This window comes from Leucobacter holotrichiae (genome assembly GCF_055791005.1).
This window is the reverse complement of the sequence record NZ_JBVUAC010000001.1, coordinates 140,806-161,603: the sequence shown is the minus strand read 5'-3', so window position 1 is coordinate 161,603 and position 20,798 is coordinate 140,806. Positions and strand designations below refer to the sequence as shown.

Here is a 20,798-nt window from a genome sequence, read left to right as displayed (position 1 = left end):
CAGAACTGCGGGCGGTGTTTCCCCCAGCGTCAGTGCGTGACGGTCGTCTGCTGGTACAGCGCGAGCCGCGGCTCCCCGTCGACGCGGACGTAGACGCTCGACATCAGGGCGACGAACGGCTCGGGGAGGTCGTCCCGATGCGACGTGGATCGGTACACGAGCGCGGCACTGTCGGTGCCGATCGGAACGAGCCGCGCGTCGCTGATCTCGTACGACTCCCACGCGGGGGCGCCGTCCAGCGCGGCGGCCACTTCGGCGCGCGTCATCGCCGTCCCGTTGACCAGGACAAAAACGGCGTCGGAGGTCATGAGCCTGCCGTAGAAGGAGCCGCCCCTCGATGCGCAGAGCGAGCGCCAGCCCGCGTGCTCGAGGGCGAGAAGCTCGTCCAGGGAGAAACCGTCCATGCATTCAGGTATACCCCTCGGGGCGCTGTGATGCGACCGTGACGCCGACCAGCGCGAGAACTTCAAAGCGGACGCGAAGCGTCCGCCATTCTCGCGAGGTCACTGCTGAGACTCAGCGGCGGGCACGAAAAAGGCCCCTCCGAAGAGGGGCCTTGCCGTGCGCGATACTGGGATCGAACCAGTGACCTCTTCCGTGTCAGGGAAGCGCGCTACCGCTGCGCCAATCGCGCCTATACAGGCTATTCAATTGTAAGCGAGGTGGCGACGGGATTCGAACCCGTGTATACGGCTTTGCAGGCCGCTGCCTCGCCTCTCGGCCACGCCACCGTAGTAAGTGGTTGACACCACAAGCGGCCGAATAGAACTCGGCCACTGGAGCGGATGACGAGACTCGAACTCGCGACCCTCACCTTGGCAAGGTGATGCGCTACCAACTGCGCTACATCCGCATGATCACCCCGCTGCGTTTCCGCTGCCGTGGCGACCTGAATAACTATATGCGGGTCCAGGGTGCGGCGCAAATCAGGGCGAGGCTCCCGGGCGCGCCGCGCTCGTCAGGCGCATGATTTCGCGGTTCCCACCCCATTACCCCTCGTTTCGGTTACGGAATCGCCCCGCCGGGGCCCGAGTCCGGATACCTTGGATGCATGGCCAGGGGGGAACGATCGGCGCTGCGACGCTGCATCACCCTGTTCTGCGTGCTACTGCTGGCGGGCGTCGCCGGCTTCGCCCTGATGCACCGCCAGGAGATCCGCGATCACTTCACCGCACTCGGTTTCGATCCCGCGCCCCGCATCACCGAGATCAAGCGGGAGCTCGACCTCACGCCGGCGGGGGAGCGCGTGTTCCTCGCGACGCAGCCGACGATCGACGGCAGCCAGCACTTCAACGAGCAGTGCTCGGAGGTCGACCACTCCGAGCACGGGCACGTGCTCGGCTGCTTCACGGCCGATCGCATCCACCTGTTCGGCGTGACCGACGAGCGCGTGCAGGGAATCGTCGAGGTCACCGCCGCTCACGAGCTGCTGCACGCCACCTATTCGCGAATGGGGGAGGGGGATCGCGCCGCGCTGGCGCCGAAGCTGCGCGCCGTGTACGAGGATCTGGCCGAGGACGACCCGCGGCTGCGCGAGCGCATGCAGGTGTACGAACACCTGCCCGACGCGGCGTTCGCGAACGAGCTGCACTCGGTGCTGGGAACAGAGGCGCGGGATCTGCCCGACTGGCTCGAGCGGCACTACGCGCAGTGGTTCGACGATCGCGATGCCCTCGTCGACACCTTCGAGGCCTACCATTCGGTCTTCGTCGACCTGCAGCAGCAGGCGGAGAACCTGGAGTCCGAGATGACGACGCTGCGCAGGGACATCGAGACCCGCAAGGCCGCGTACGACGAGGAGGTGCGCCGTTTCAACGACGACGCGGCCGACTTCAGCGCACGCAACGAGCGGTACGAATTCTCCGACGACCCCGACGAATTCGATCGGATCCAGGCGGAGCTCGCGGAGCGTCGCGAGACTCTCGAGGGGACCCTCGAGACGCTGCAGGCGGACATCGATCGCTACAACGGGCTCGGCGAGCAGCTGAAAGAGCTCGGAGAGATCAGCTCCGAACTCGACCAGCAGCTCAACAGCGACCTCGCCCCCGTCACGACACGCCCGACCGATTGAGATGCCGGTGGGGAGAGAACCGCGATATCTCGCCGTTCGAGCGGGAGGTGGAACAGCCGACTCGTGATCCGTGTATGATCATTCAGGTTGGTACGGCTCCTCGAGACGGATCACACGGGCGATTGGCGCAGTTGGTAGCGCGCTTCCTTCACACGGAAGAGGTCATCAGTTCGAGTCTGGTATCGCCCACCGCAGCGCAGAAGGCCCCCGGGAGACCGGGGGCCTTCTGCTGTATCGGCACGGCATCCGAGACGCGGGAACGGTAGAATCGTCGGGTTAGTGCTTCCGTTCCGAAGGAGTGTGCCCCTGTGGCCGATGGCTTCTCCCTGTTCACCGATCGCTCGATCGTCGCAATGCGCGTCAACGGCGAGCTCAAGGATCTCGCGGCGACGGTCACCGAGACGGACACGGTCGAACCGGTGGCGATCGACTCCGAGGACGGCCTGAGCATCCTGCGTCACTCCGCCGCCCACGTCCTCGCCCAGGCGGTGCAGCGCATCAACCCCGAGACGAAGCTCGGTATCGGCCCGCCCGTCACCGACGGGTTCTACTACGACTTCGATCCCCAGGCGCCGTTCACCCCCGAGGATCTGAAGGCTCTCGAGAAGGAGATGCAGAGGATCGTCAAGCAGGGCCAGCGCTTCGTGCGCCGCGTGGTGACCGAGGAGGAGGCGCGCGAGGAACTCGCGGAGGAGCCGTACAAGCTCGAGCTCATCGGCCTCAAGGGAGGGGCGGATCAGGGCGCCGACAACGAAAACGTCGAGGTCGGCGGTGCCGAGCTCACCATCTACGACAACGTCGACCCGAAGACCGGCGAGACCTGCTGGAAGGACCTCTGCCGCGGCCCGCATGTGCCGAGCACCCGGGTGCTCGGCAACGGCTGGGCACTCATGCGGTCGGCCGGCGCCTACTGGCGCGGCAGCGAGAAGAACCCGATGCTGCAGCGCATCTACGGCACCGCCTGGCCCACGAAGGACGAGCTGCGCGCCTACCAGACCCGCCTCGAGGAGGCGGCGAAGCGCGACCATCGCAAGCTGGGTGTCGAGCTGGACCTCTTCAGCTTCCCCGATGAGATCGGATCGGGCCTCGCGGTGTTCCACCCCAAGGGCGGCATCATCCGTCACGAGATCGAGTCGTTCATGCGCGGCGAGCTGCTGAAGAACGGCTACGAGGTGGTCAACAGCCCGCACATCACCAAGGGCACGCTGTTCGAGACGAGCCAGCACCTCAACTGGTACAAGGACGGCATGTTCCCGGCGATGCACCTCGACGAGGTCACCGACGGCGAGGGCCACGTGGTCAAGCAGGGCCAGGACTACTACCTGAAGCCCATGAACTGCCCGTTCCACAACCTCATCTTCCGCGCCCGCGCTCGCAGCTACCGCGAGCTGCCGCTGCGCCTCGCGGAGTTCGGCACGGTCTACCGCTACGAGAAGAGCGGCACCCTCTCGGGCCTCACCCGCGTGCGCGGCCTGACGCAGGACGACGCGCACATCTACGTAACCGACGAGCAGGTGAAGGACGAGATCAAGCGCCAGCTGGAGTTCGTCTTCGCCACGCTGCGCGCCTACGGTCTCGACGACTTCTACCTCGAACTCTCGACCCGGGATCCCGAGAAGTCGGTGGGCACCGAGGAGCAGTGGGCGGTCGCAGAGCAGACGCTGCGCGAAGTCGGCGAGGAGTCAGGCCTCGAGCTCGTCGCCGATCCGGGCGGCGCCGCGTTCTACGGCCCGAAGATCTCCGTCCAGGCGCGCGACGCCATCGGCCGCACCTGGCAGCTGTCGACTGTGCAGCTCGACTTCAATCAGCCCGAGCTGTTCGAACTCGAGTACGCGGCGGCCGACGGAACGCGCAAGCAGCCGGTCATGATCCACCGCGCCCTGCTCGGCTCGGTGGAGCGGTTCTTCGCGATCCTGCTCGAGCACTATGCCGGCGCCTTCCCGGTCTGGCTGTCGCCCGTGCAGGTCGTGGGCATCCCTGTGGCCGAGCAGTACGGCGAGTACCTCGACGGCGTGATCGCGAAGCTGCGCGAGCGCGGGGTGCGGGCCGAGGTAGATCACGGCGACGACCGCATGCCGAAGAAGATCCGCACGCACACCAAGGCGAAGGTGCCGTTCCAGCTCATCGCGGGCGAGGACGACCGGGCGGCGGGCGCGGTGAGCTTCCGCTTCCGCGACGGCACCCAGCTGAACGGCGTTCCCGTCGACGAGGCGATCGAGCGGATCACCCGCTCGATCCAGACTCACGAGCAGGTGTCGACGGCATGGAGCGAGTAGAGCCCCTCGGCGAGACCGCCGCCGTCGGCGCACCGGATGACATGCAGCGCCTGTGGGTGCCGCACCGCATGGTGTACGTGAAGGATCATCACCAGCCGGATCGCACCGACTGCCCGTTCTGCGCGGCCCCCGCCAGCACCGACGAGGACGCCCTGATCGTGGCCCGCGGTGAGACCGCCTACGTGCTGCTCAATCTGTTTCCGTATAACAACGGTCACATGCTCGTCTGTCCGTACCGTCACATCTCCCAGTACGATGAGGCGACCGCGGAGGAGGTGGCCGAGATCGGCGCGCTGACGCAGACGGCCATGCGGGTCGCGCGCGAGGTGATGGGCTGCGACGGCTTCAATCTCGGCATGAACCAGGGGCAGATCGCGGGGGCGGGGATCGCCGCCCACTTGCACCAGCACATCGTGCCGAGGTGGGAGTCCGACGCCAACTTCTTCCCGATCATCGCGAAGACGAAGGCTCTTCCGCAGTTGCTCGGCGATGTGCGGGCGTCGATCGCGGCCGCCTGGCCGGTCGACCCCGGGCCGGCGTGAGCCGAGCCTAGACTGACCTACTGAACTTCCAACGATAGAAACAGGAGCTCCCGTGTCCGGACACTCCAAGTGGGCGACCACCAAGCACAAGAAGGCCGTCATCGACGCACGCCGCGCGAAGGCCTTCGCCAAGTACATCAAGGTGATCGAGGTCGCCGCCCGCATCGGCGGCGCCGACCTTGCCGGCAACCCTGCCCTCGCCGACGCCGTGCACAAGGCCAAGAAGAACTCGGTGCCCGGCGACAACATCGATCGCGCCATCAAGCGCGGCGCCGGCCTCGACGGCGACGCCGTCGAGTACATGACCATCATGTACGAGGGCTACGGACCGAACGGCGTCGCGCTCATGATCGAGTGCCTCACCGACAACAAGAACCGCGCCGCCGCCGAGGTGCGAACGGCGCTCAGCCGCAACGGCGGAACGCTCGCCGATCCCGGCAGCGTCGCCTACAACTTCGCCCGCAAGGGCGTCATCACGGTGCCCGCCGAGGGCACGACCGAGGACGACGTGCTCATGGCCGTGCTCGATGCCGGCGCCGAGGAGGTCGTGCAGACCCCCAACGGCGAGGCGTTCGAGGTCTTCACCGAGGCCTCCGACCTCGTGGCGGCCCGCACCGCCCTCGTCGACGCCGGCATCGACTACGAGTCGGCCGACGCCGAGTTCGTCCCCAACCTCAAGGTCGAGATCGACGCCGACACCGCGCGCAAGGTGTTCCGCCTGATCGACGCTCTCGAGGACAGCGACGACGTGCAGAACGTGTTCTCGAACTTCGACCTGTCGCCCGAGGTGCAGGCCGAGCTCGAGAACGACGAGTAGCGGCACGCGGGAAGGCCGGGGTCTCCCTGTGTCACGGATCATCGGCATCGACCCTGCGCTTCGGCGCTCGAAGCAACGCGAAGCGTTGCGGGCCGCGTGCGCCGGGGCCGCCCCCGGCCTCGGCCTGTTTAAGGTTCGATAGTGTCACGGATCATCGGCATCGACCCTGGCCTGACCCGCTGCGGCATCGGCATCGTGACCGCCGGCGCCACGCGCCGAGTAGCGTTCGAGCATGTGGAGGTGCTCACGAGCACGGCCGATATGCCGCTGCCCGAGCGCATCCACCGCATCGGCTCGAGCATCGAGCGTCTGCTCGACGGCGAGAAGCCGGCCGGCATCGCGCTCGAGCGGGTCTTCGCGCAGGACAACGTCGCGAGCGTCATGGGGGTCGCGCAGATCAGCGGAGTGGTGATGTACCTCGCCGAGGAGCGCGGGATCCCGGTCTCCCTCTACACCCCGAACGAGGTGAAGGCGCAGGTCACCGGCTACGGCAGCGCCGATAAGGCGCAGGTCACCACCATGGTCACCCGGCTGCTCGGGCTCGCCGCGCCCCCCAAGCCCGCCGATGCCGCCGACGCGCTCGCGCTCGCGATCACGCACGCGTGGCACCTCGGCCGGGGAGGCGCGGCGAGCCGGATGGAGCGTTTCGATCGCCCCGCGGCGGCGGGCCGCGAGACTCCTGCGCAGCGAGCGTGGCGCGAGGCCGAGTCGAAGCTCGGGCGCAGGCGCGGCGCGCGATCCTGACCCGGCTCGGGTCTCCGCCCAGCGCGCTCAGCGGGCCTTGGGCCGCGGCGGATCCTCGTCGCCCTCGGCCTCATCCCCGAACGGATCTGGCTGCACGATCGGCAGCGTGATGGTGCCGGTCTGCAGCGCCTCGTCGATGACCTGCTCGACCTGCCGCTGACGGCGCAGTTTCACGCGGCTGAGCGCGCGCTGCTCGGGCAGGCTCCAACCGAAGCGCACCGCGAGCAGGCGCACGGCGGTCGTCACGACGACGCACACGACGCCGCAGATCATCACCGGCACGCCGAAGGCGAGCAGCCCGGCCAGCACCGACACCCCGACGAGACTCGCCACGGCGTAGAGCGATCCGACGTGCATCACGGCGATCGGCAGGTTGAGCATCACGTCGCGCAGCGCACCGCCGCCCACTGCGGAGATCACTCCGATGAAGAGCGCCGGCACGATCGGCAGGCCCATCGCCAGCGCTTTGGTGGTACCGATGGCGCCGAACATGCCGATCCCGATCGCGTCGAGCAGCGAGATGAGGGGGTCGAGCCGCCTGAACAGCCGCGGCAGCAACATGCCGAGCAGTGCGGCACCGATCGCGACCGCGAGGTAGAGGTTGTTCGAGAACGCGGCCGGCGTCACCCCGAGCAGGATGTCGCGCAGCAGGCCGCCGCCGATGCCGGTCGCCACGCCGATGAACGCGACGCCGAGCAGGTCGATGCGCTTGAATCCCGCGGCGAACAGAGCGCCCTGCAAGCTGCCGGCCGTCACCGCGATGAGGTCTGCGGGGAGGGGCGTGTTGAAGGTCTCGTCGAGCACACGACCATTCTCCCGCATCCGCCCGGGTGCGAGAATGGAGGGGTGCCCCTCTACCGCGAAGAAGGCGTCGTGCTGCGCACCCACAAGCTGGGCGAGGCCGACCGCATCGTCACGCTGCTGACCCGCGGCCGCGGATTGCTGCGCGCCGTCGCCAAGGGGGTGCGCCGCACCTCGTCGAAGTTCGGGGCGCGGCTGGAGCCGTTCATGGTCGCCGACATCCAGTGCTTCGAGGGCCGCACACTCGACACGATCACGCAGGCCGAGACGCTCGGCGCGTACGGCCCCGCGATCAGCGCGGACTACGATCGCTACCGCGCGGGCAGCGTGATGGTCGAGACCGCCGAGCGCCTCGCGGAGGGAGCGCCGTCCCGCCAGCAGTACACCCTGCTGTTCGGCGCGCTGCGCACGCTCGCGGCGGCGAGGATCCCGGCGGAGCTCGTGCGCGACGGCTACCTGCTGCGGGCCATGAGCCTCGCGGGCTGGACGCCCGGTTTCGACGCCTGCGTGAACTGCGGCGCGCCGGGGCCGCACACCGCGGTCGCGGTGCAGCTGGGCGGGGTGACCTGCGAGAACTGCCGACTGCCGGGTTCGCCTCGGCTCGATCCGGGATCCATCGCCCTGCTCGCGGCGCTGCTGGCCGGCGACTGGGATGCCGCACTTGCGAGCGGCGACCGGGAGCGCGGACAGGCCGCGGGGATCGCGGCCGCCTACACCCAGTTCCACCTGGAGCGCGGGCTGCGCTCGATCCACGCCCGCCGCCAATAGACTTTCAGCCATGCACCACGCCCCCGACAGCCTCGTCCCGGTCGACTGGACGGGCGAGCAGCCGCCCGCGTTCGCCGGCCCCGTACCGCAGCACATCGCCATCGTCATGGACGGCAACGGGCGCTGGGCGAACCGGCGCGGTCTGCCGCGGGTCGAGGGACACCGCATGGGGGAGCAGGCGCTGCTCGACGTGGTCGCCGGCGCCGTGCAGGCGGGCGTGAAGCACCTGAGCGTGTACGCCTTCTCGACCGAGAACTGGCGGCGCTCGCCCGACGAGGTGCGGTTCCTGATGGGCTTCAACCGTGACGTGCTGCGACGACGACGGGCCCAACTCGATGCCTGGAACGTGCGGATGCGCTGGGCGGGGAGGCGCCCGAAGCTGTGGGGCTCCGTGATCAGCGAGCTGAAGGCCTCGGAGCGCGCGACCGCCGACAACACCGGTCTCACCCTCACCATGTGCGTCAACTACGGAGGCCGCAACGAGCTCACGGATGCGGTGCGCGCGGTCGCGGCCGAGGTCGAGGCGGGGCGGTTGAGCTCGCGCGGGATCACCGAGCGCACGATCGAGCGGCACCTCTATGTGCCCGAGCTGCCCGACGTCGACCTGTTCCTGCGCAGTTCGGGGGAGCAGCGGATCAGCAACTTCATGCTGTGGCAGTCGGCCTACGCCGAGATGGTGTTCCTCGACACGCTCTGGCCGGACTTCGGGCGCCAGGAACTGTGGCGCGCGATCCAGGAGTACCACTCCCGCGACCGGCGCTTCGGCGGCGCGGTGGATTCGCCGACCGCCTAGCGTCTGCGGGGCTGCTCCCGAGCTGGTCAAGGGCGGATCTCAGGTCCCCGTCGAGATACGGATCTCGCATGCCGGACCGCGTCCGCACGTGCGAAAGTCGTATCTCGGTGGGCACTGACGGGCGGATCCTTCGCGCGATCCACCCTCCCGGCGGGATCTGAGAGAATAGGTGGGATATGACTTCCCAGACTCTCACCGATCCGCGCCTGCGCATCGGGCCGCTCGAACTCGATGTGCCCGTGGTGCTCGCGCCCATGGCCGGCATCACGAACACCGCGTTCCGCCGCCTCTGCCGCGAGTACGGCGCGGGCCTCTACGTGAGCGAGATGATCACGAGCCGCGCCCTCGTCGAGCGCACGCCGGCGTCGCTGCGCCTCATCAAGCACCACGAGAGCGAGACGCCCCGCTCGATCCAGCTCTACGGCGTCGACCCGAAGACGGTCTCCGAGGCGGTGCGCTTCCTCGTCGATCAGGATCTCGCCGACCACATCGACCTCAACTTCGGCTGCCCCGTGCCCAAGGTGACCCGCAAGGGCGGCGGATCCGCGCTGCCCTGGAAGAGCGATCTGTTCGACGCGATCGTCACGGGCGCCGTGCGGGCGGCGGGGGAGATCCCGCTCACGGTGAAGATGCGCAAGGGCATCGACCCGGATCACCTCACCTATCTCGACGCCGCGAAGGCGGCCGAGCAGGCCGGGGTCGCCGCGATCGCGCTGCACGGGCGGACGGCCAACGAGTTCTACTCGGGGCACGCGGACTGGAGCGCGATCGCCACGCTCAAGGAGACGATCACGAGCGTGCCGATCCTGGGCAACGGCGATATCTGGTCGGCGGACGACGCGATCCGCATGGTCCGCGAGACCGGCTGCGACGGGGTCGTGGTGGGCCGGGGGTGCCTCGGCCGGCCCTGGCTGTTCGGCGACCTCGCGGCCGCCTTCCGCGCAGAGGCGGGGGAGATCTCGCGTGCCGAGGCCGACGCCGCGCTCGCGCGCCCGCCGCTCGGCTTCGTGATGGACGCGATGCGCCGCCACACCGAGCTGCTGGTCGAGTTCTACGACGGCGACGAGGGGCGCGCGTGCCGCGACATCCGCAAGCACGTGGCCTGGTACTACAAGGGCTACGGCGTGGGCGGCGATACCCGGCGCGCGCTGGCGGCGGTCGAGTCGCTCGCCCAGATGGACGAGATCTTCACCACCATGGACGCCTCGATGCCGTACCCGGGCGAGGGCGCCGAGGGGCAGCGCGGTCGCGCCGGAAGCCCGAAGCGCGTGCATCTGCCCGACGGCTGGCTCGACAGCCGCACGACGGACCGCGCCGCACGCGCGGTGGTCGCTGAGGCCGAGCGCAGCGACGGCGGGTCCGACGGTGGCTGATCGCGCGCTCCCTCCCGGCTACGAGGCGGTCGACGCCGAGCGCTTCGTCGTCGAGCAGCACAGCGGCCACCGCAGCGATTTCGCGCGGGATCGCGCCCGAGTGCTGCACTCGAGCGGCTGGCGGCGGCTCGCGGCCAAGACCCAGGTGCTGAGCCCGACCGCCGGCGTCGACTTCGCCCGCAACCGCCTGACGCACTCGCTCGAGGTCGCGCAGATCGGGCGCGAGCTGGCGGTCGCCCTCGGCCTCTCGCAGGACGTGGTCGACACCGCGTGCCTCGCCCACGACCTCGGCCACCCGCCGTTCGGCCACAACGGCGAGCGTGCGCTGAACGAGTGGATGGCGGAGTTCGGCGGTTTCGAGGGCAACGCTCAGACGCTGCGCATCCTCACACGGCTCGAGCCCAAGCACTTCGGCCCCGACGGCGAGAGCGTCGGCCTCAACCTGACGCGGGCGACGCTCGATGCGAGCTGCAAGTACCCGTGGTCGCTCGCGGACGCGCAGGCCGGTCGGACGCCGGCGGGCCCCTCGAAGTTCGGCTATTTCGCCGATGACGCCCCCGTCTTCGAGTGGTTGCGCCGCGGCGCTCCCGAGCACCGCAAGTGCGTCGAGGCGCAGGTGATGGACCTCTCCGACGACATCGCGTACTCGGTGCATGACTTCGAGGACGCCCTCGTGGCGGAGCACATCGATCCTCAGTTCCTCACGGCCCGCTCGGGGCACGGCGCGCTCATCCGCGCGGTCGCGGAGTGGGCGGGCGGCAGCTACTCCGCCGACGAGCTGGGGGCGGCGTTCGATCGCATGTCGGCCAGTGAGAACTGGCTCGGCGGCTGGGACGGCTCCCGGCGCGACCAGGCCAGGCTCAAGAATTTCACGAGCGATATGATCGGCCGTTTCGCCCGCGCCGCGATCGGAGCCACGCTCGCCGACGCCGACGGGCGCCCGCTCGCCCGCTACGGCGCCGACGTGGTGGTGCCCCGCGAGATCCGCGCCGAGATCGCCGTGCTCAAGGGTGTCGTCGCCGCGTTCGTGATGCAGAGCGGACGGCGGCAGCCGACCTACCGCCGACAGCGCGGGCTGCTGATCGAACTGCTGCACACCCTCTGGGAGTCGGGCGCGCACCGGCTGGAGCCCGCCTACGCCGCGGATTTCAGAGCCGCGGACGACGAGGCGACCGCGCGGCGGGCCGTGGTGGATCAGGTCGCCTCGCTCACCGATCAGTCGGCCATCGCCTGGTACGAGCGGCTGTGCACCGCGTCCCTCGTGTAACCGCGACCCGAGCGCGGCGAGACTAGACTCTGACACTATGGCAGGGCGGATTCGGGCGAGCGACATCGAAGAGGTGAAGCGCCGCACCAATCTCGCCGACCTCGTGGGCGACTACGTCACGCTCAAGAACGCCGGCATCGACTCGATGAAGGGACTCTGCCCCTTCCACGACGAGCGCAGTCCGAGCTTCCACGTGCGGCCGGCGCTCGGCTACTACCACTGCTTCGGCTGCGGCGAGTCGGGCGACGCCTTCACCTTCCTGCAGCGCATGGACCACCTCACCTTCACGGAGTCGGTGGAGCGGCTCGCCGCGCGCATCCACTACGTGCTCACCTACGAGGAGGGCGGGGAGCGCCGGCAGGACGGTCCGAACCGCGCGCGCCTCCTCGCGGCGAACCAGGCGGCCGCCGCGTTCTACGTGGCCCAGCTCGCGAGCGAGGAGGGCGCCGCCGGCCGCGAGTTCCTCTCGCAGCGCGGTTTCGACCCCGCTGCGTGCGAGCGCTTCGGCGTCGGGTACGCCCCGCGCGGATGGAACAACCTCACCGACCATCTGCGCCGGCAGGGATTCACCCCGCAGGAGCTGGCGCAGGCCGGCCTCGTCTCGGAGGGGCAGCGCGGCGTCTACGACCGCTTCCGCGGCAGAGTGGTGTGGCCGATCCGCGACACGAGCGGCCAGACCCTCGGTTTCGGCGCCCGCAAGCTCTACGAAGACGACAACGGCCCGAAGTACCTCAACACGCCCGAGACTCCCGTCTACCACAAGTCCCAGGTGCTGTACGGACTCGACCTCGCGAAGAAGGCGATCTCCCGCGGCAGGCGCGCCGTCGTGGTCGAGGGGTACACCGATGTGATGGCCTGCCATCTGGCGGGGGAGGAGGCCGCGGTCGCCACCTGCGGCACGGCCTTCGGCAAGGATCACATCGCGGTGCTGCGGCGGATCATGGGCGACGACTCGGCAGCGGAGGTCGTCTTCACGTTCGATCCCGACGAGGCCGGGCAGAAGGCCGCGCTGCGGGCGTTCAGCGAGGAGAAGCGCTTCACCGCGCAGACCTACGTCGCGGTCGCCCCGGGGGGCCTCGATCCGTGCGATCTGCGTCTGCACCGGGGCGACGAGGCGGTGCGCGAGCTGTTCACCCGCAAGACGCCGCTCTTCGAGTTCGCGCTGCGGCAGGCGGTCTCGCGCTTCGACCTCAACAGTGTCGAGGGGCGGGTGAACGCGCTGCGCTCCGCCGCTCCGATCATCTCGGAGATCAAGGATCCATCGCTCCGCCCGGGCTATGCGCGGGAGCTCGCCCGGATGCTCGGCAGCGAACTCGCCGAGGTGCAGCAGGCGGTGCGCGCGGCCGAGCGCAATCCCCGCGGCGGGGGCGGATCCTCCTCGGCGCCCGAACCCCACCAGCCGGCCGGGCCAGCCCCAGCCGAGCCGCCGCGTCCCCGCATCGGCCTCTCCTCGCTGCGCAACGCGCCCACCACCTGGCTCGAGCGCGACGCGCTCATGGCGATGCTGCAGCAGGGCGAGGCCGTCGGGCTCGACCTGCTGCAGCAGGCGGTGACCGCGCAGGTCTCGGAGCCGAACCTGCGGGTCGTGCGCGACGCGATCGCGGCGGCGCTGCCCGCGTTCGGCACCTCCGGCTGGCTCGAGGCGGTGCTCGCGGCCGCCCCCGACTCGCACGGGAGCCTCGTGCGCGAGCTCGCGATGGCTCCGATGCCGCAGCGCAGGCCCGAGCTCATCGCCGCCTATGCACGCGACGTGGTGATCTCGCTGCTCGACCGCGATCTGCTCGCGCTCAAACAGGAACTGCTCGCGCGGCACCAGCGGATCGGGGACGCCTCCGATCCGGGAGCGCGTCGCATCCAGCAGCAGCTCGTCGCCCTCGAGGCCGCGCGACGCGGCCTGCGCGAGGAGTAGGATCGTGAAGCATGGCACACCCCGTACTCGACGCCGACCCGACGGTACAGGTCTCCGACCTCTCGCTCTCCTACCCGGCTCACGCGGGAGGGCGTGAGTTCCAAGCGGTCGAGGGCGTCACCTTCGACGTGGCGCGCGGCGAGGTGGTCGCCCTGCTCGGGGAGAGCGGATCGGGCAAGTCGACGCTCACGAGGTTCCTCGCCGGCCGCGCCGCCGACGCGGGGGAGAAGGCGGCGCGGATCAAGCTCACGGGCGGCGAGGCCACGGTGCTCGATGTGCCGATGCGCAGGCTCGGCCGCCGCACGCGCTCGCGCCTCACCGCGTACGTCGGACATCTCGCGCAGGACGCGGGGGCGACGCTGACCCCCGAGCTCAACGTCGGCGACATCCTCTTCGAACCGATCGTCGAGCGCAGCAAGCACTTCGACCGCGAGGAGCTCGGCGAGCGCATCGCCGAGATGATGGACATCGTGGCGCTGCCGCTCGCGAAGCTGCAGGAGTACCCCTACGAGCTGTCGAAGGGCCAGCGCCAGCGCGTCGCGGTGATGCGCTCGCTCATGCTCGATCCCACGCTGCTGATCGCCGACGAGCCGACGCTCGGCGTCGACGCCAACAACCGCCCGAAGATCGTCGAGCTGCTGAAGTGGTACCGCGAGCGCACGGCTGCGACCATGCTGCTCATCAGCCACGACATCGGCATGCTCGAGGCGCTCGTGCAGGAGGTGATCGTCATGCAGCACGGCAAATTCGTGGGCCAGGGCGATATCAACGAGATCTTCAGGCACGCGGATCACGGTTACGTGCAGCGGCTCGCCCAGGCTCTGCGGGCGACCGCGTACGACGAGATCGCCGACGAGTAGGGCCCCGGTTGCGCCGCGCCCGGGATGCGGACATCGATTTGCAACGCCTCAATCGCGCTTGCTAGCATAGAGGGGTTGCTGCGGCAATGATCCCCTGTAGCTCAGTTGGCAGAGCGCTTGACTGTTAATCAGGATGTCGCTGGTTCGAGCCCAGCCGGGGGAGCGATCAGGCCCTCACCCTCGCGGTGGGGGCCTTCTGCTATTCAGGGCTCTGCAATTATTCAAGGCTCCTGCAATGACTGTCGGCCCCGTTCGAAGGAGAATCAGATGACCGAGCAGCATCCCGACCACCACGGCGCCCTCATCGCCGTCGAGGAGTACGGAGCTCCCGACGTGCACGACACCGCCTGGATCGCCCCCGGGGCGGTCATCGTCGGCGACGTCGTCATCGGCGAGGAATCGAGCGTCTGGTACAACGCCGTCGTGCGCGGCGATTCGGGATCGGTGCGCATCGGCGCGCGCAGCAACGTGCAGGACGGCGTGGTGATCCATACCCAGCGCGGCGAGGGCGGCGGGACGGTCATCGGCGACGACGTGTCGATCGGCCACAACGCCGTCGTGCACGGCGCGACGGTCGAGAACGGCTGTCTGATCGGCATGGGCTCGACCGTGCTCAGCGGGGCCGTCATCGGGGATGGTTCCCTCATCGCCGCCGGTGCGCTCGTGCCGCAGGGCGTCGTGATCCCACCGCACTCCCTCGTCGCGGGGATCCCCGGCCGAGTGGTGCGCGACCTGCGCGATGCCGACCGCGAATCCGTGCGCCTGAACGCCGAGGTCTACGCCGCCTACACCGACAATCACCGCCGCGCGACGCGCGGACGGTGACTCGATGTGCGAAGCGACCCCCGGAATGCACTATGATCATTGAGGTGCTTCTGCACACGGCTGCTTCTCGCAGCTCGGGGATGTAGCTCAATGGTAGAGCCTCAGTCTTCCAAACTGATTACGCGGGTTCGATTCCCGTCATCCCCTCCGCTTCGACAACGAAACCCCCGCCGCAGCCGGCGGGGGTTTCGTGCATCCCCACCACTTTCGGCTAGACTTGCTCGGGTTGCGCGCTCACGCGCGTCTCCACCGTGAAACCTGCCGGTTTCGGGGCGTAGCTCAGCTTGGCTAGAGCGCCCGCTTTGGGAGCGGGAGGTCGCAGGTTCGAATCCTGTCGCCCCGACCAGGGTCACCCGGCCCGATATGCAGCACGACATTCCGACGATGAGAGGCCAAATTGCCGAAGACGACCGCTGAGAAGCTCACTCCGACCCGCGCCAAGCTGAGCGTCGAGGTCACGCTCGACGAACTGGAGCCCTACCTCAAGCAGGCGTACAAGACCATCGCCGAGCAGGTTTCGATCCCCGGCTTCCGCAAGGGCAAGGTTCCCGCGCCGATCATCGACCAGCGCGTCGGCCGCGAGGCCGTGGTGCAGGAGGCCGTCAACGCCTCGCTCGACGACTTCTACCAGGCGGCTCTCGCCGAGGCCGACGAGCGCCCCATGGGCCGCCCGACCGCCGATGTCGAGAAGTGGCTCGACACCAAGGATCCGAAGAGCACGCTCGTGCTGGTCTTCGAGGTCGAGGTGCGCCCCGAGTTCACCCTGCCCGACTACAACGGCATCGAGCTGACCGTCGACAACGCCGAGATCGACGATGAGGCCGTCGAGGCCGAGCTGACGAAGCTCCGCGAGCGCTTCGGCACCCTCGTCACCGCCGACCGTCCCGCCAAGCAGGGCGACTTCGTCGAGCTCGACCTCGTCGCCCGCATCGACGGCAACGAGGTCGACCAGGCCAGCGGCGTCTCGTACGAGATCGGCGCAGGCAACCTGCTCGAGGGTATCGACGAGGCCATCGAGACGCTCACCGCCGGCGAGTCGACCACGTTCACCTCGCAGCTGCTCGGCGGCGACTACGAGGGTCAGGACGCGGAGGTCGAGGTCACCCTCACCGCGGTCAAGGATCGCGAGCTGCCCGAGGCCGATGACGAGTTCGCCCAGCTGGCGAGCGAGTTCGACACGATCGCGGAGCTGCGCGAGAGCCTGAAGGATCAGGTCGCCCGCGCCTCGGTGTTCGCGCAGGGCCAGCAGGCTCGCGACCTCTTCACCGAGACCCTCATCGAGAAGGCGGGCATCCCGGTCTCCGAGGAGCTCGTCGAGGAGGAGGTGCACCGCCACCTCGAGAGCGAGGGTCGTCTCGAGGACGACGAGCACCGCGCGGAGGTGCGCAAGTCGGCCGAGCAGCAGATCCAGCTGCAGCTCCTGCTCGACGCGATCGTCGAGGCCGAGGGCGTCACTCCCACGCAGAACGAGCTCTCGCAGTACATCTTCCAGTCGGCTCAGCAGTACGGCATGGAGCCCACCCAGTTCCTGCAGGCGATCAGCCAGGGCAACCAGATGGGTGTCATCCTCGGCGAGGTCACCCGCAACAAGGCCCTCGCCGTCGCACTCGGCAGGGCCAAGGTCGTCGACCAGGCCGGCAACACGGTCGACCTGAGCGAGTTCACCGCCGTGGACTCCGAGGATGAGGCCGAGGCGGAGACCGTCGAGGAGGCCGAAGAGATCGTGGAGGCCGCTGAGGCGACCGAGGCTCCCGCTGAGGAAGCACCCGCTGAGGAGGCGGCTCCCACCGCAGAAGACGAGGAGGCCGCGAAGAAGGCAGCCCGCTCCGCGGCCGCGAAGAAGGCAGCCGCAACCCGCGCGGCGAAGAAGGCGGCCGCAGAGGCCGAGGCCGCTGGCGAGTAATCGCACCGCCTTGACGCCCGCCGGGCACCCGCGCACCAGGATCCCCCTGCACCCGCACCACGCGGGCAGGGGGATCCTGCTGTCTGCGGAACCGCGCGCCGCGGGCCGCGGGCCACGCCGTGGGCGAACACGGCGGCGCAGCGCCCACCGAGTCGATACGCTCGAATCAAGCAACAACGAATGGAGCGCCGCATGGCAGAACAGACGCCACCGCCGAACCAGGTGTTCGACCGCCTGCTGAAGGATCGCATCATCTGGCTCGGGTCCGAGGTTCGCGACGAGAACGCGAACGAGATCTGTGCGAAGATCCTGCTGCTCGCAGCGGAGGATCCGAAGGCCGACATCTACCTCTACATCAACTCGCCGGGCGGCTCGATCACAGCGGGCATGGCGATCTACGACACCATGTCCTTCGTGCCCAACGACATCGTCACCGTCGGCATCGGCATGGCCGCCTCGATGGGCCAGTTCCTGCTGACCGCCGGCACCAAGGGCAAGCGCTACATCACGCCCAACGCGCGCGTACTGCTGCACCAGCCCCACGGCGGCTTCGGCGGTACGGCCAGCGACATCCAGACCCAGGCCCAGCTCATCACCTCGATGAAGAACCGCCTCGCCGAGATCACGGCGGCCCAGACGGGCAAGACCGTCGAGCAGATCAACGAGGACGGCGACCGTGATCGCTGGTTCACCGCCGATGAGGCGCTCGAGTACGGCTTCGTCGACTACATCCGCGACTCGGCCTCCGACGTGGTCGGCGGCGGCGGCACGGACAAGTAGGCGCGAGAGAAAGAGAACGAAGCGCATATGAACATCGACATGCCCAGCTCCCGGTACGTGCTGCCCTCCTTCGAGGAGCGCACCGCCTACGGCTACAAGCGCCAGGACCCCTACGCCAAGCTCTTCGAGGATCGCATCATCTTCCTCGGCGTGCAGGTCGACGATGCGTCGGCCGACGACGTGATGGCACAGCTGCTCGTGCTCGAAAGCCAGGATCCCGAGCGCGACATCACCATGTACATCAACTCGCCCGGCGGTTCCTTCACCGCGATGACGGCCATCTACGACACGATGCAGTACATCCGCCCCCACGTGCAGACGGTGTGCCTCGGGCAGGCCGCCTCGGCCGCGGCCGTGCTGCTCGCCGGCGGTACGCCCGGCAAGCGACTGGCCCTGCCGAACGCTCGCGTGCTCATCCACCAGCCGTCCACGGGCCAGGCGGGTCACGGCCAGGCCTCGGATATCGAGATCCAGGCCCGCGAGATCATGCGCATGCGCGAGTGGCTCGAGGAGACCCTCTCCAAGCACTCGAAGCGCAGCATCGAAGAGGTGAACCGCGACATCGATCGCGACAAGATCCTCAGCGCGCAGGAGGCCTTCGAGTACGGCCTCGTCGACCAGGTGCTGACCAGCCGCAAGAATCCGCAGCCGGTCATCTCCCAGTAGTCCCTACATCCGCCGGAGGCGGGCGCCCCATGCCCCTGCCTCCGGCGGATTCCGTCGCCCGGGCCCCATCACGGCGCGCCAGTCCATGAATGTCAGTGGTCCCGGATAGTCTCTGAGTGTCTCGTTTCCGTTCGAGTGTGAAGGAGCCCCGCATGGCGAGAATCGGCGAAAGCAGCGAGCTGCTCAAGTGCTCCTTCTGCGGCAAGTCGCAGAAGCAGGTGCAGCAGCTCATCGCCGGGCCGCAGATCTACATCTGCGATGAGTGCGTCGCCCTCTGCAACGAGATCATCGAAGAGCGCATGGCAGAGCATCAGAGTGCCGAGCCCTCAGATTTCACGCTGCACAAGCCTCGCGAGATCGCCGACTTCCTCGACCAGTACGTCATCGGCCAGGAGCGGGCGAAGCAGTCCCTCGCGGTCGCCGTGTACAACCACTACAAGCGCGTGCGCGCCGCCTCGACGCTCACGAGTGCAGACGCCGCCGCCGAGCAGGTCGAGATCGCCAAGTCGAACATCCTGCTGATCGGCCCCACCGGCTGCGGCAAGACCTACCTCGCGCAGTCGCTCGCACGCCAGCTGGGCGTGCCCTTCGCGGTCGCCGATGCGACGGCGCTCACCGAGGCCGGCTACGTCGGCGAAGACGTCGAGAACATCCTGCTGAAGCTGCTGCAGGCCGCCGACTTCGACGTGCAGCGCGCCGAGACGGGCATCATCTACATCGACGAGATCGACAAGATCTCGCGCAAGGCCGAGAACCCGTCGATCACCCGCGACGTGTCGGGCGAGGGCGTGCAGCAGGCCCTGCTCAAGATCCTCGAGGGCACGGTCGCCTCGATCCCGCCCCAGGGCGGGCGCAAGCACCCCAACCAGGAATTCCTGCAGCTCGACACCACCAACATCCTCTTCATCGTCGCGGGCGCATTCGCGGGCTTGGAGGAGATCGTCGGATCGCGTCTCGGCAAGGGCGGCATCGGCTTCGGCGCGCCGGTCTCCAGCAAGCGAGACGACGATCAGCTCTTCGCGCAGGTCCAGCCGGAGGATCTGCACAAGTTCGGCCTGATCCCCGAGTTCATCGGCCGCCTGCCCGTGGTCGCGACGGTGGACCCCCTCGACGTCTCGGCCCTCACCCGGATCCTCGTCGAACCGCGCAACGCGCTCGTCAAGCAGTACCAGCGCATGTTCGAGATCGACGGGGTCGATCTCGAGTTCGAAGACGCGGCGCTGGAGGCGATCGCCCAGCAGGCCGTCGAGCGCAAGACAGGAGCACGCGGGCTGCGCGCGATCCTCGAGAGCATTCTCGGCCCGGTGATGTTCGAGGTCCCCTCCGACGGCGACGTGACCAAGGTGATCGTGACCCGCGAGTCGGTACTCGGCGAGACCGCACCGCGTGTGCTGCAGTCCCGCCGAGGCCGCGAAAGCGCCTAACCAGGGCGCGCGCAGGCCGCTACCACCGCATCGCTCGCCCTGGGGCGCTCGCTCCTCGGGCTGCGCCACTCACCCCGCGGGCTGCGCCGTGAGGTCGTAGCTGAGTAGCACCGATCCGTCATCCTGCGGCAGCATCAGCGCGAACACCTCGAGCCCCGACCCTCGCAGCGTCGCCGACGCGTCGCGCTGCGGGTCGCCCGCCTGATCGGAGACCTCGAAGCCGCCGTCGGCGATCACCCCGTTCCACAGCGCCTCGGCCTCCTCCGCGTTCTCCGCTCGCAGCACGACGAACCACTCGCCCGACGCGCGCTCGCCGGCGTCGTCGATCACGGCGCCCGTCGGCAGCGGGAAGGCCTCTGAGGGGAAGCCCTCGGGCAGTTCCGTGTGCTTCTGGATCGCGTCATCCGGGATCTCGGCGCGCTCGCCCCGATCCTCGGCGTCCCCGGAACCGTCGCTCTCGGCGATCTGATCCTTCGTCTTCGCCCCCGCGATCTCATCGGGCTCGGGCGCGCACGAGGCGAGCGACACCGTCAGCAGCGCCGCGAGCGCGACGGACAGGATGGCGCGCGGGCGGGGGAGGCGCAGGGTCTCGCGAGGGATCATGTCTTCGCCTTTCAGGGGTTTCGAGGCTCTCAGCCACTCCGAGACTTCACCATCTCTGAGGCTCCAGCGCATTCGAGGCCTCCAGATCTTCTAGAGCAGCCAGTCGTCATCGTCATCGATCCCGTCGGGCGTTCCGGGGACTTCTGTTCCGTGATCCGCGCCCGAGGTTGAAAGCACCCGCGGCTCGCCCTCGGCGTCGAGCGTCACGATCACGAGGTCGTCAAGCGCGCACCGCGGCCGCCCCTCGAGCCAGGTCAGTGTCCACGACCCCGCGTCGGGGTGCGCCTCCTCCTGCTCGGCGATCACCGGGTGCAGCAGCGGGGGCACACCGCGGTGGGGCGCATCGCCCACCCGCCAGCGCGCCCCCAGCTGCATG

The 20,798-nt window shown here is 68.9% G+C and carries 20 protein-coding genes and 7 tRNA genes; 20 read left to right on the top strand and 7 right to left on the bottom strand.

The features are described 5' to 3' along the window. Positions 1–29: 29 nt before the first annotated feature. The 4 genes from AC0KXF_RS00780 to AC0KXF_RS00765 form a co-directional block, all read right to left on the bottom strand. Positions 30–404, bottom strand: coding sequence for a nuclear transport factor 2 family protein (locus tag AC0KXF_RS00780; protein WP_473107392.1), 375 nt, complete (start codon positions 402–404; stop codon positions 30–32). A 158-nt stretch (positions 405–562) separates the two neighbouring features. Then, positions 563–634, bottom strand: a tRNA-Val gene (locus AC0KXF_RS00775). A 26-nt stretch (positions 635–660) separates the two neighbouring features. Beyond that, positions 661–731 (bottom strand) — tRNA-Cys (locus tag AC0KXF_RS00770). A 46-nt stretch (positions 732–777) separates the two neighbouring features. After that, positions 778–853 (bottom strand) — tRNA-Gly (locus AC0KXF_RS00765). Between the two features lie 198 nt (positions 854–1,051). On the opposite strand from AC0KXF_RS00765, the gene AC0KXF_RS00760 reads away from it, so the two are divergent. The 6 genes from AC0KXF_RS00760 (at position 1,052) to ruvC (ending at position 6,450) form a co-directional block, all read left to right on the top strand. Continuing rightward, positions 1,052–2,071: a zinc ribbon domain-containing protein gene (locus AC0KXF_RS00760; RefSeq protein WP_473107391.1), complete on the top strand. Its 1,020-nt coding sequence runs from the start codon at positions 1,052–1,054 to the stop codon at positions 2,069–2,071. 116 nt (positions 2,072–2,187) lie between these two features. Continuing rightward, positions 2,188–2,260: transfer RNA gene (locus AC0KXF_RS00755), tRNA-Val, on the top strand. Positions 2,261–2,379: 119 nt separating this feature from the next. Then, positions 2,380–4,347: a threonine--tRNA ligase gene (gene thrS, locus AC0KXF_RS00750; protein ID WP_473107390.1), complete on the top strand. Its 1,968-nt coding sequence runs from the start codon at positions 2,380–2,382 to the stop codon at positions 4,345–4,347. Further along, positions 4,335–4,889 carry an HIT family protein gene (locus AC0KXF_RS00745; protein WP_223043914.1) on the top strand — a complete coding sequence of 185 codons (555 nt, stop codon included), beginning with the start codon at positions 4,335–4,337 and terminating at the stop codon, positions 4,887–4,889. The genes thrS and AC0KXF_RS00745 overlap by 13 nt, the downstream gene beginning before the upstream one ends. 52 nt (positions 4,890–4,941) lie before the next feature. Then, positions 4,942–5,706, top strand: a complete 765-nt coding sequence (locus tag AC0KXF_RS00740; RefSeq protein WP_473107389.1) for a YebC/PmpR family DNA-binding transcriptional regulator — start codon at positions 4,942–4,944, stop codon at positions 5,704–5,706. Between the two features lie 138 nt (positions 5,707–5,844). Then, the gene (gene ruvC, locus AC0KXF_RS00735) at positions 5,845–6,450 is read left to right on the top strand and encodes a crossover junction endodeoxyribonuclease RuvC (protein ID WP_473107878.1); all 606 of its coding nucleotides are present in this window, start codon (positions 5,845–5,847) and stop codon (positions 6,448–6,450) included. Positions 6,451–6,477: 27 nt separating this feature from the next. Here the strand turns inward: ruvC and AC0KXF_RS00730 are convergent, their stop codons facing one another. After that, the gene (locus tag AC0KXF_RS00730) at positions 6,478–7,272 is read right to left on the bottom strand and encodes a trimeric intracellular cation channel family protein (protein WP_473107388.1); all 795 of its coding nucleotides are present in this window, start codon (positions 7,270–7,272) and stop codon (positions 6,478–6,480) included. A 24-nt stretch (positions 7,273–7,296) separates the two neighbouring features. Here AC0KXF_RS00730 and recO point away from each other — a divergent pair, with 24 nt between their 5' ends. The 14 genes from recO to clpX all read left to right on the top strand — a co-directional run bounded on the left by recO (position 7,297) and on the right by clpX (position 19,819). Beyond that, on the top strand, positions 7,297–8,019 hold the full coding sequence (recO, locus tag AC0KXF_RS00725) for a DNA repair protein RecO (protein WP_473107387.1): 723 nt from the start codon (positions 7,297–7,299) through the stop codon (positions 8,017–8,019). Positions 8,020–8,029: 10 nt separating this feature from the next. Further along, a complete protein-coding gene (locus AC0KXF_RS00720) occupies positions 8,030–8,812 on the top strand; it encodes an isoprenyl transferase (protein ID WP_473107386.1) in 783 nt (260 codons plus the stop codon). A 176-nt stretch (positions 8,813–8,988) separates the two neighbouring features. Next, positions 8,989–10,185 (top strand): tRNA dihydrouridine synthase DusB, encoded by a 1,197-nt coding sequence (dusB, locus tag AC0KXF_RS00715; RefSeq protein ID WP_473107385.1) that lies wholly within the window; start codon positions 8,989–8,991, stop codon positions 10,183–10,185. Then, positions 10,178–11,452: a deoxyguanosinetriphosphate triphosphohydrolase gene (locus AC0KXF_RS00710; RefSeq protein WP_473107384.1), complete on the top strand. Its 1,275-nt coding sequence runs from the start codon at positions 10,178–10,180 to the stop codon at positions 11,450–11,452. The genes dusB and AC0KXF_RS00710 overlap by 8 nt, the downstream gene beginning before the upstream one ends. 37 nt (positions 11,453–11,489) lie before the next feature. Continuing rightward, the gene (dnaG, locus tag AC0KXF_RS00705) at positions 11,490–13,361 is read left to right on the top strand and encodes a DNA primase (protein WP_473107383.1); all 1,872 of its coding nucleotides are present in this window, start codon (positions 11,490–11,492) and stop codon (positions 13,359–13,361) included. Positions 13,362–13,372: 11 nt separating this feature from the next. After that, positions 13,373–14,221 carry an ATP-binding cassette domain-containing protein gene (locus tag AC0KXF_RS00700; protein ID WP_473107382.1) on the top strand — a complete coding sequence of 283 codons (849 nt, stop codon included), beginning with the start codon at positions 13,373–13,375 and terminating at the stop codon, positions 14,219–14,221. A 90-nt stretch (positions 14,222–14,311) separates the two neighbouring features. Further along, positions 14,312–14,384, top strand: a tRNA-Asn gene (locus AC0KXF_RS00695). Positions 14,385–14,488: 104 nt separating this feature from the next. Then, a complete protein-coding gene (locus AC0KXF_RS00690) occupies positions 14,489–15,046 on the top strand; it encodes a gamma carbonic anhydrase family protein (protein ID WP_473107381.1) in 558 nt (185 codons plus the stop codon). Positions 15,047–15,122: 76 nt separating this feature from the next. Then, positions 15,123–15,193, top strand: a tRNA-Gly gene (locus tag AC0KXF_RS00685). A 121-nt stretch (positions 15,194–15,314) separates the two neighbouring features. Then, a tRNA-Pro gene (locus AC0KXF_RS00680) sits at positions 15,315–15,392 on the top strand. A gap of 51 nt (positions 15,393–15,443) precedes the next feature. Further along, a complete protein-coding gene (tig, locus tag AC0KXF_RS00675) occupies positions 15,444–16,949 on the top strand; it encodes a trigger factor (RefSeq protein WP_473107380.1) in 1,506 nt (501 codons plus the stop codon). A 180-nt stretch (positions 16,950–17,129) separates the two neighbouring features. Then, complete coding sequence (locus tag AC0KXF_RS00670) at positions 17,130–17,729, top strand: ATP-dependent Clp protease proteolytic subunit (protein ID WP_223043902.1); 600 nt, start codon at positions 17,130–17,132, stop codon at positions 17,727–17,729. Positions 17,730–17,756: 27 nt separating this feature from the next. Further along, on the top strand, positions 17,757–18,395 hold the full coding sequence (locus AC0KXF_RS00665) for an ATP-dependent Clp protease proteolytic subunit (protein ID WP_223043901.1): 639 nt from the start codon (positions 17,757–17,759) through the stop codon (positions 18,393–18,395). Between the two features lie 152 nt (positions 18,396–18,547). Beyond that, complete coding sequence (gene clpX / locus AC0KXF_RS00660; RefSeq protein ID WP_223043900.1) at positions 18,548–19,819, top strand: ATP-dependent Clp protease ATP-binding subunit ClpX; 1,272 nt, start codon at positions 18,548–18,550, stop codon at positions 19,817–19,819. A 69-nt stretch (positions 19,820–19,888) separates the two neighbouring features. On the opposite strand, the gene AC0KXF_RS00655 is transcribed toward clpX, so the two are convergent. Both AC0KXF_RS00655 and AC0KXF_RS00650 read right to left on the bottom strand, forming a co-directional pair. Next, on the bottom strand, positions 19,889–20,422 hold the full coding sequence (locus AC0KXF_RS00655; RefSeq protein WP_473107379.1) for a hypothetical protein: 534 nt from the start codon (positions 20,420–20,422) through the stop codon (positions 19,889–19,891). Positions 20,423–20,512: 90 nt separating this feature from the next. Next, the gene (locus AC0KXF_RS00650; protein WP_473107378.1) at positions 20,513–20,797 is read right to left on the bottom strand and encodes a Fe-S oxidoreductase; all 285 of its coding nucleotides are present in this window, start codon (positions 20,795–20,797) and stop codon (positions 20,513–20,515) included. Position 20,798: the final 1 nt, after the last annotated feature.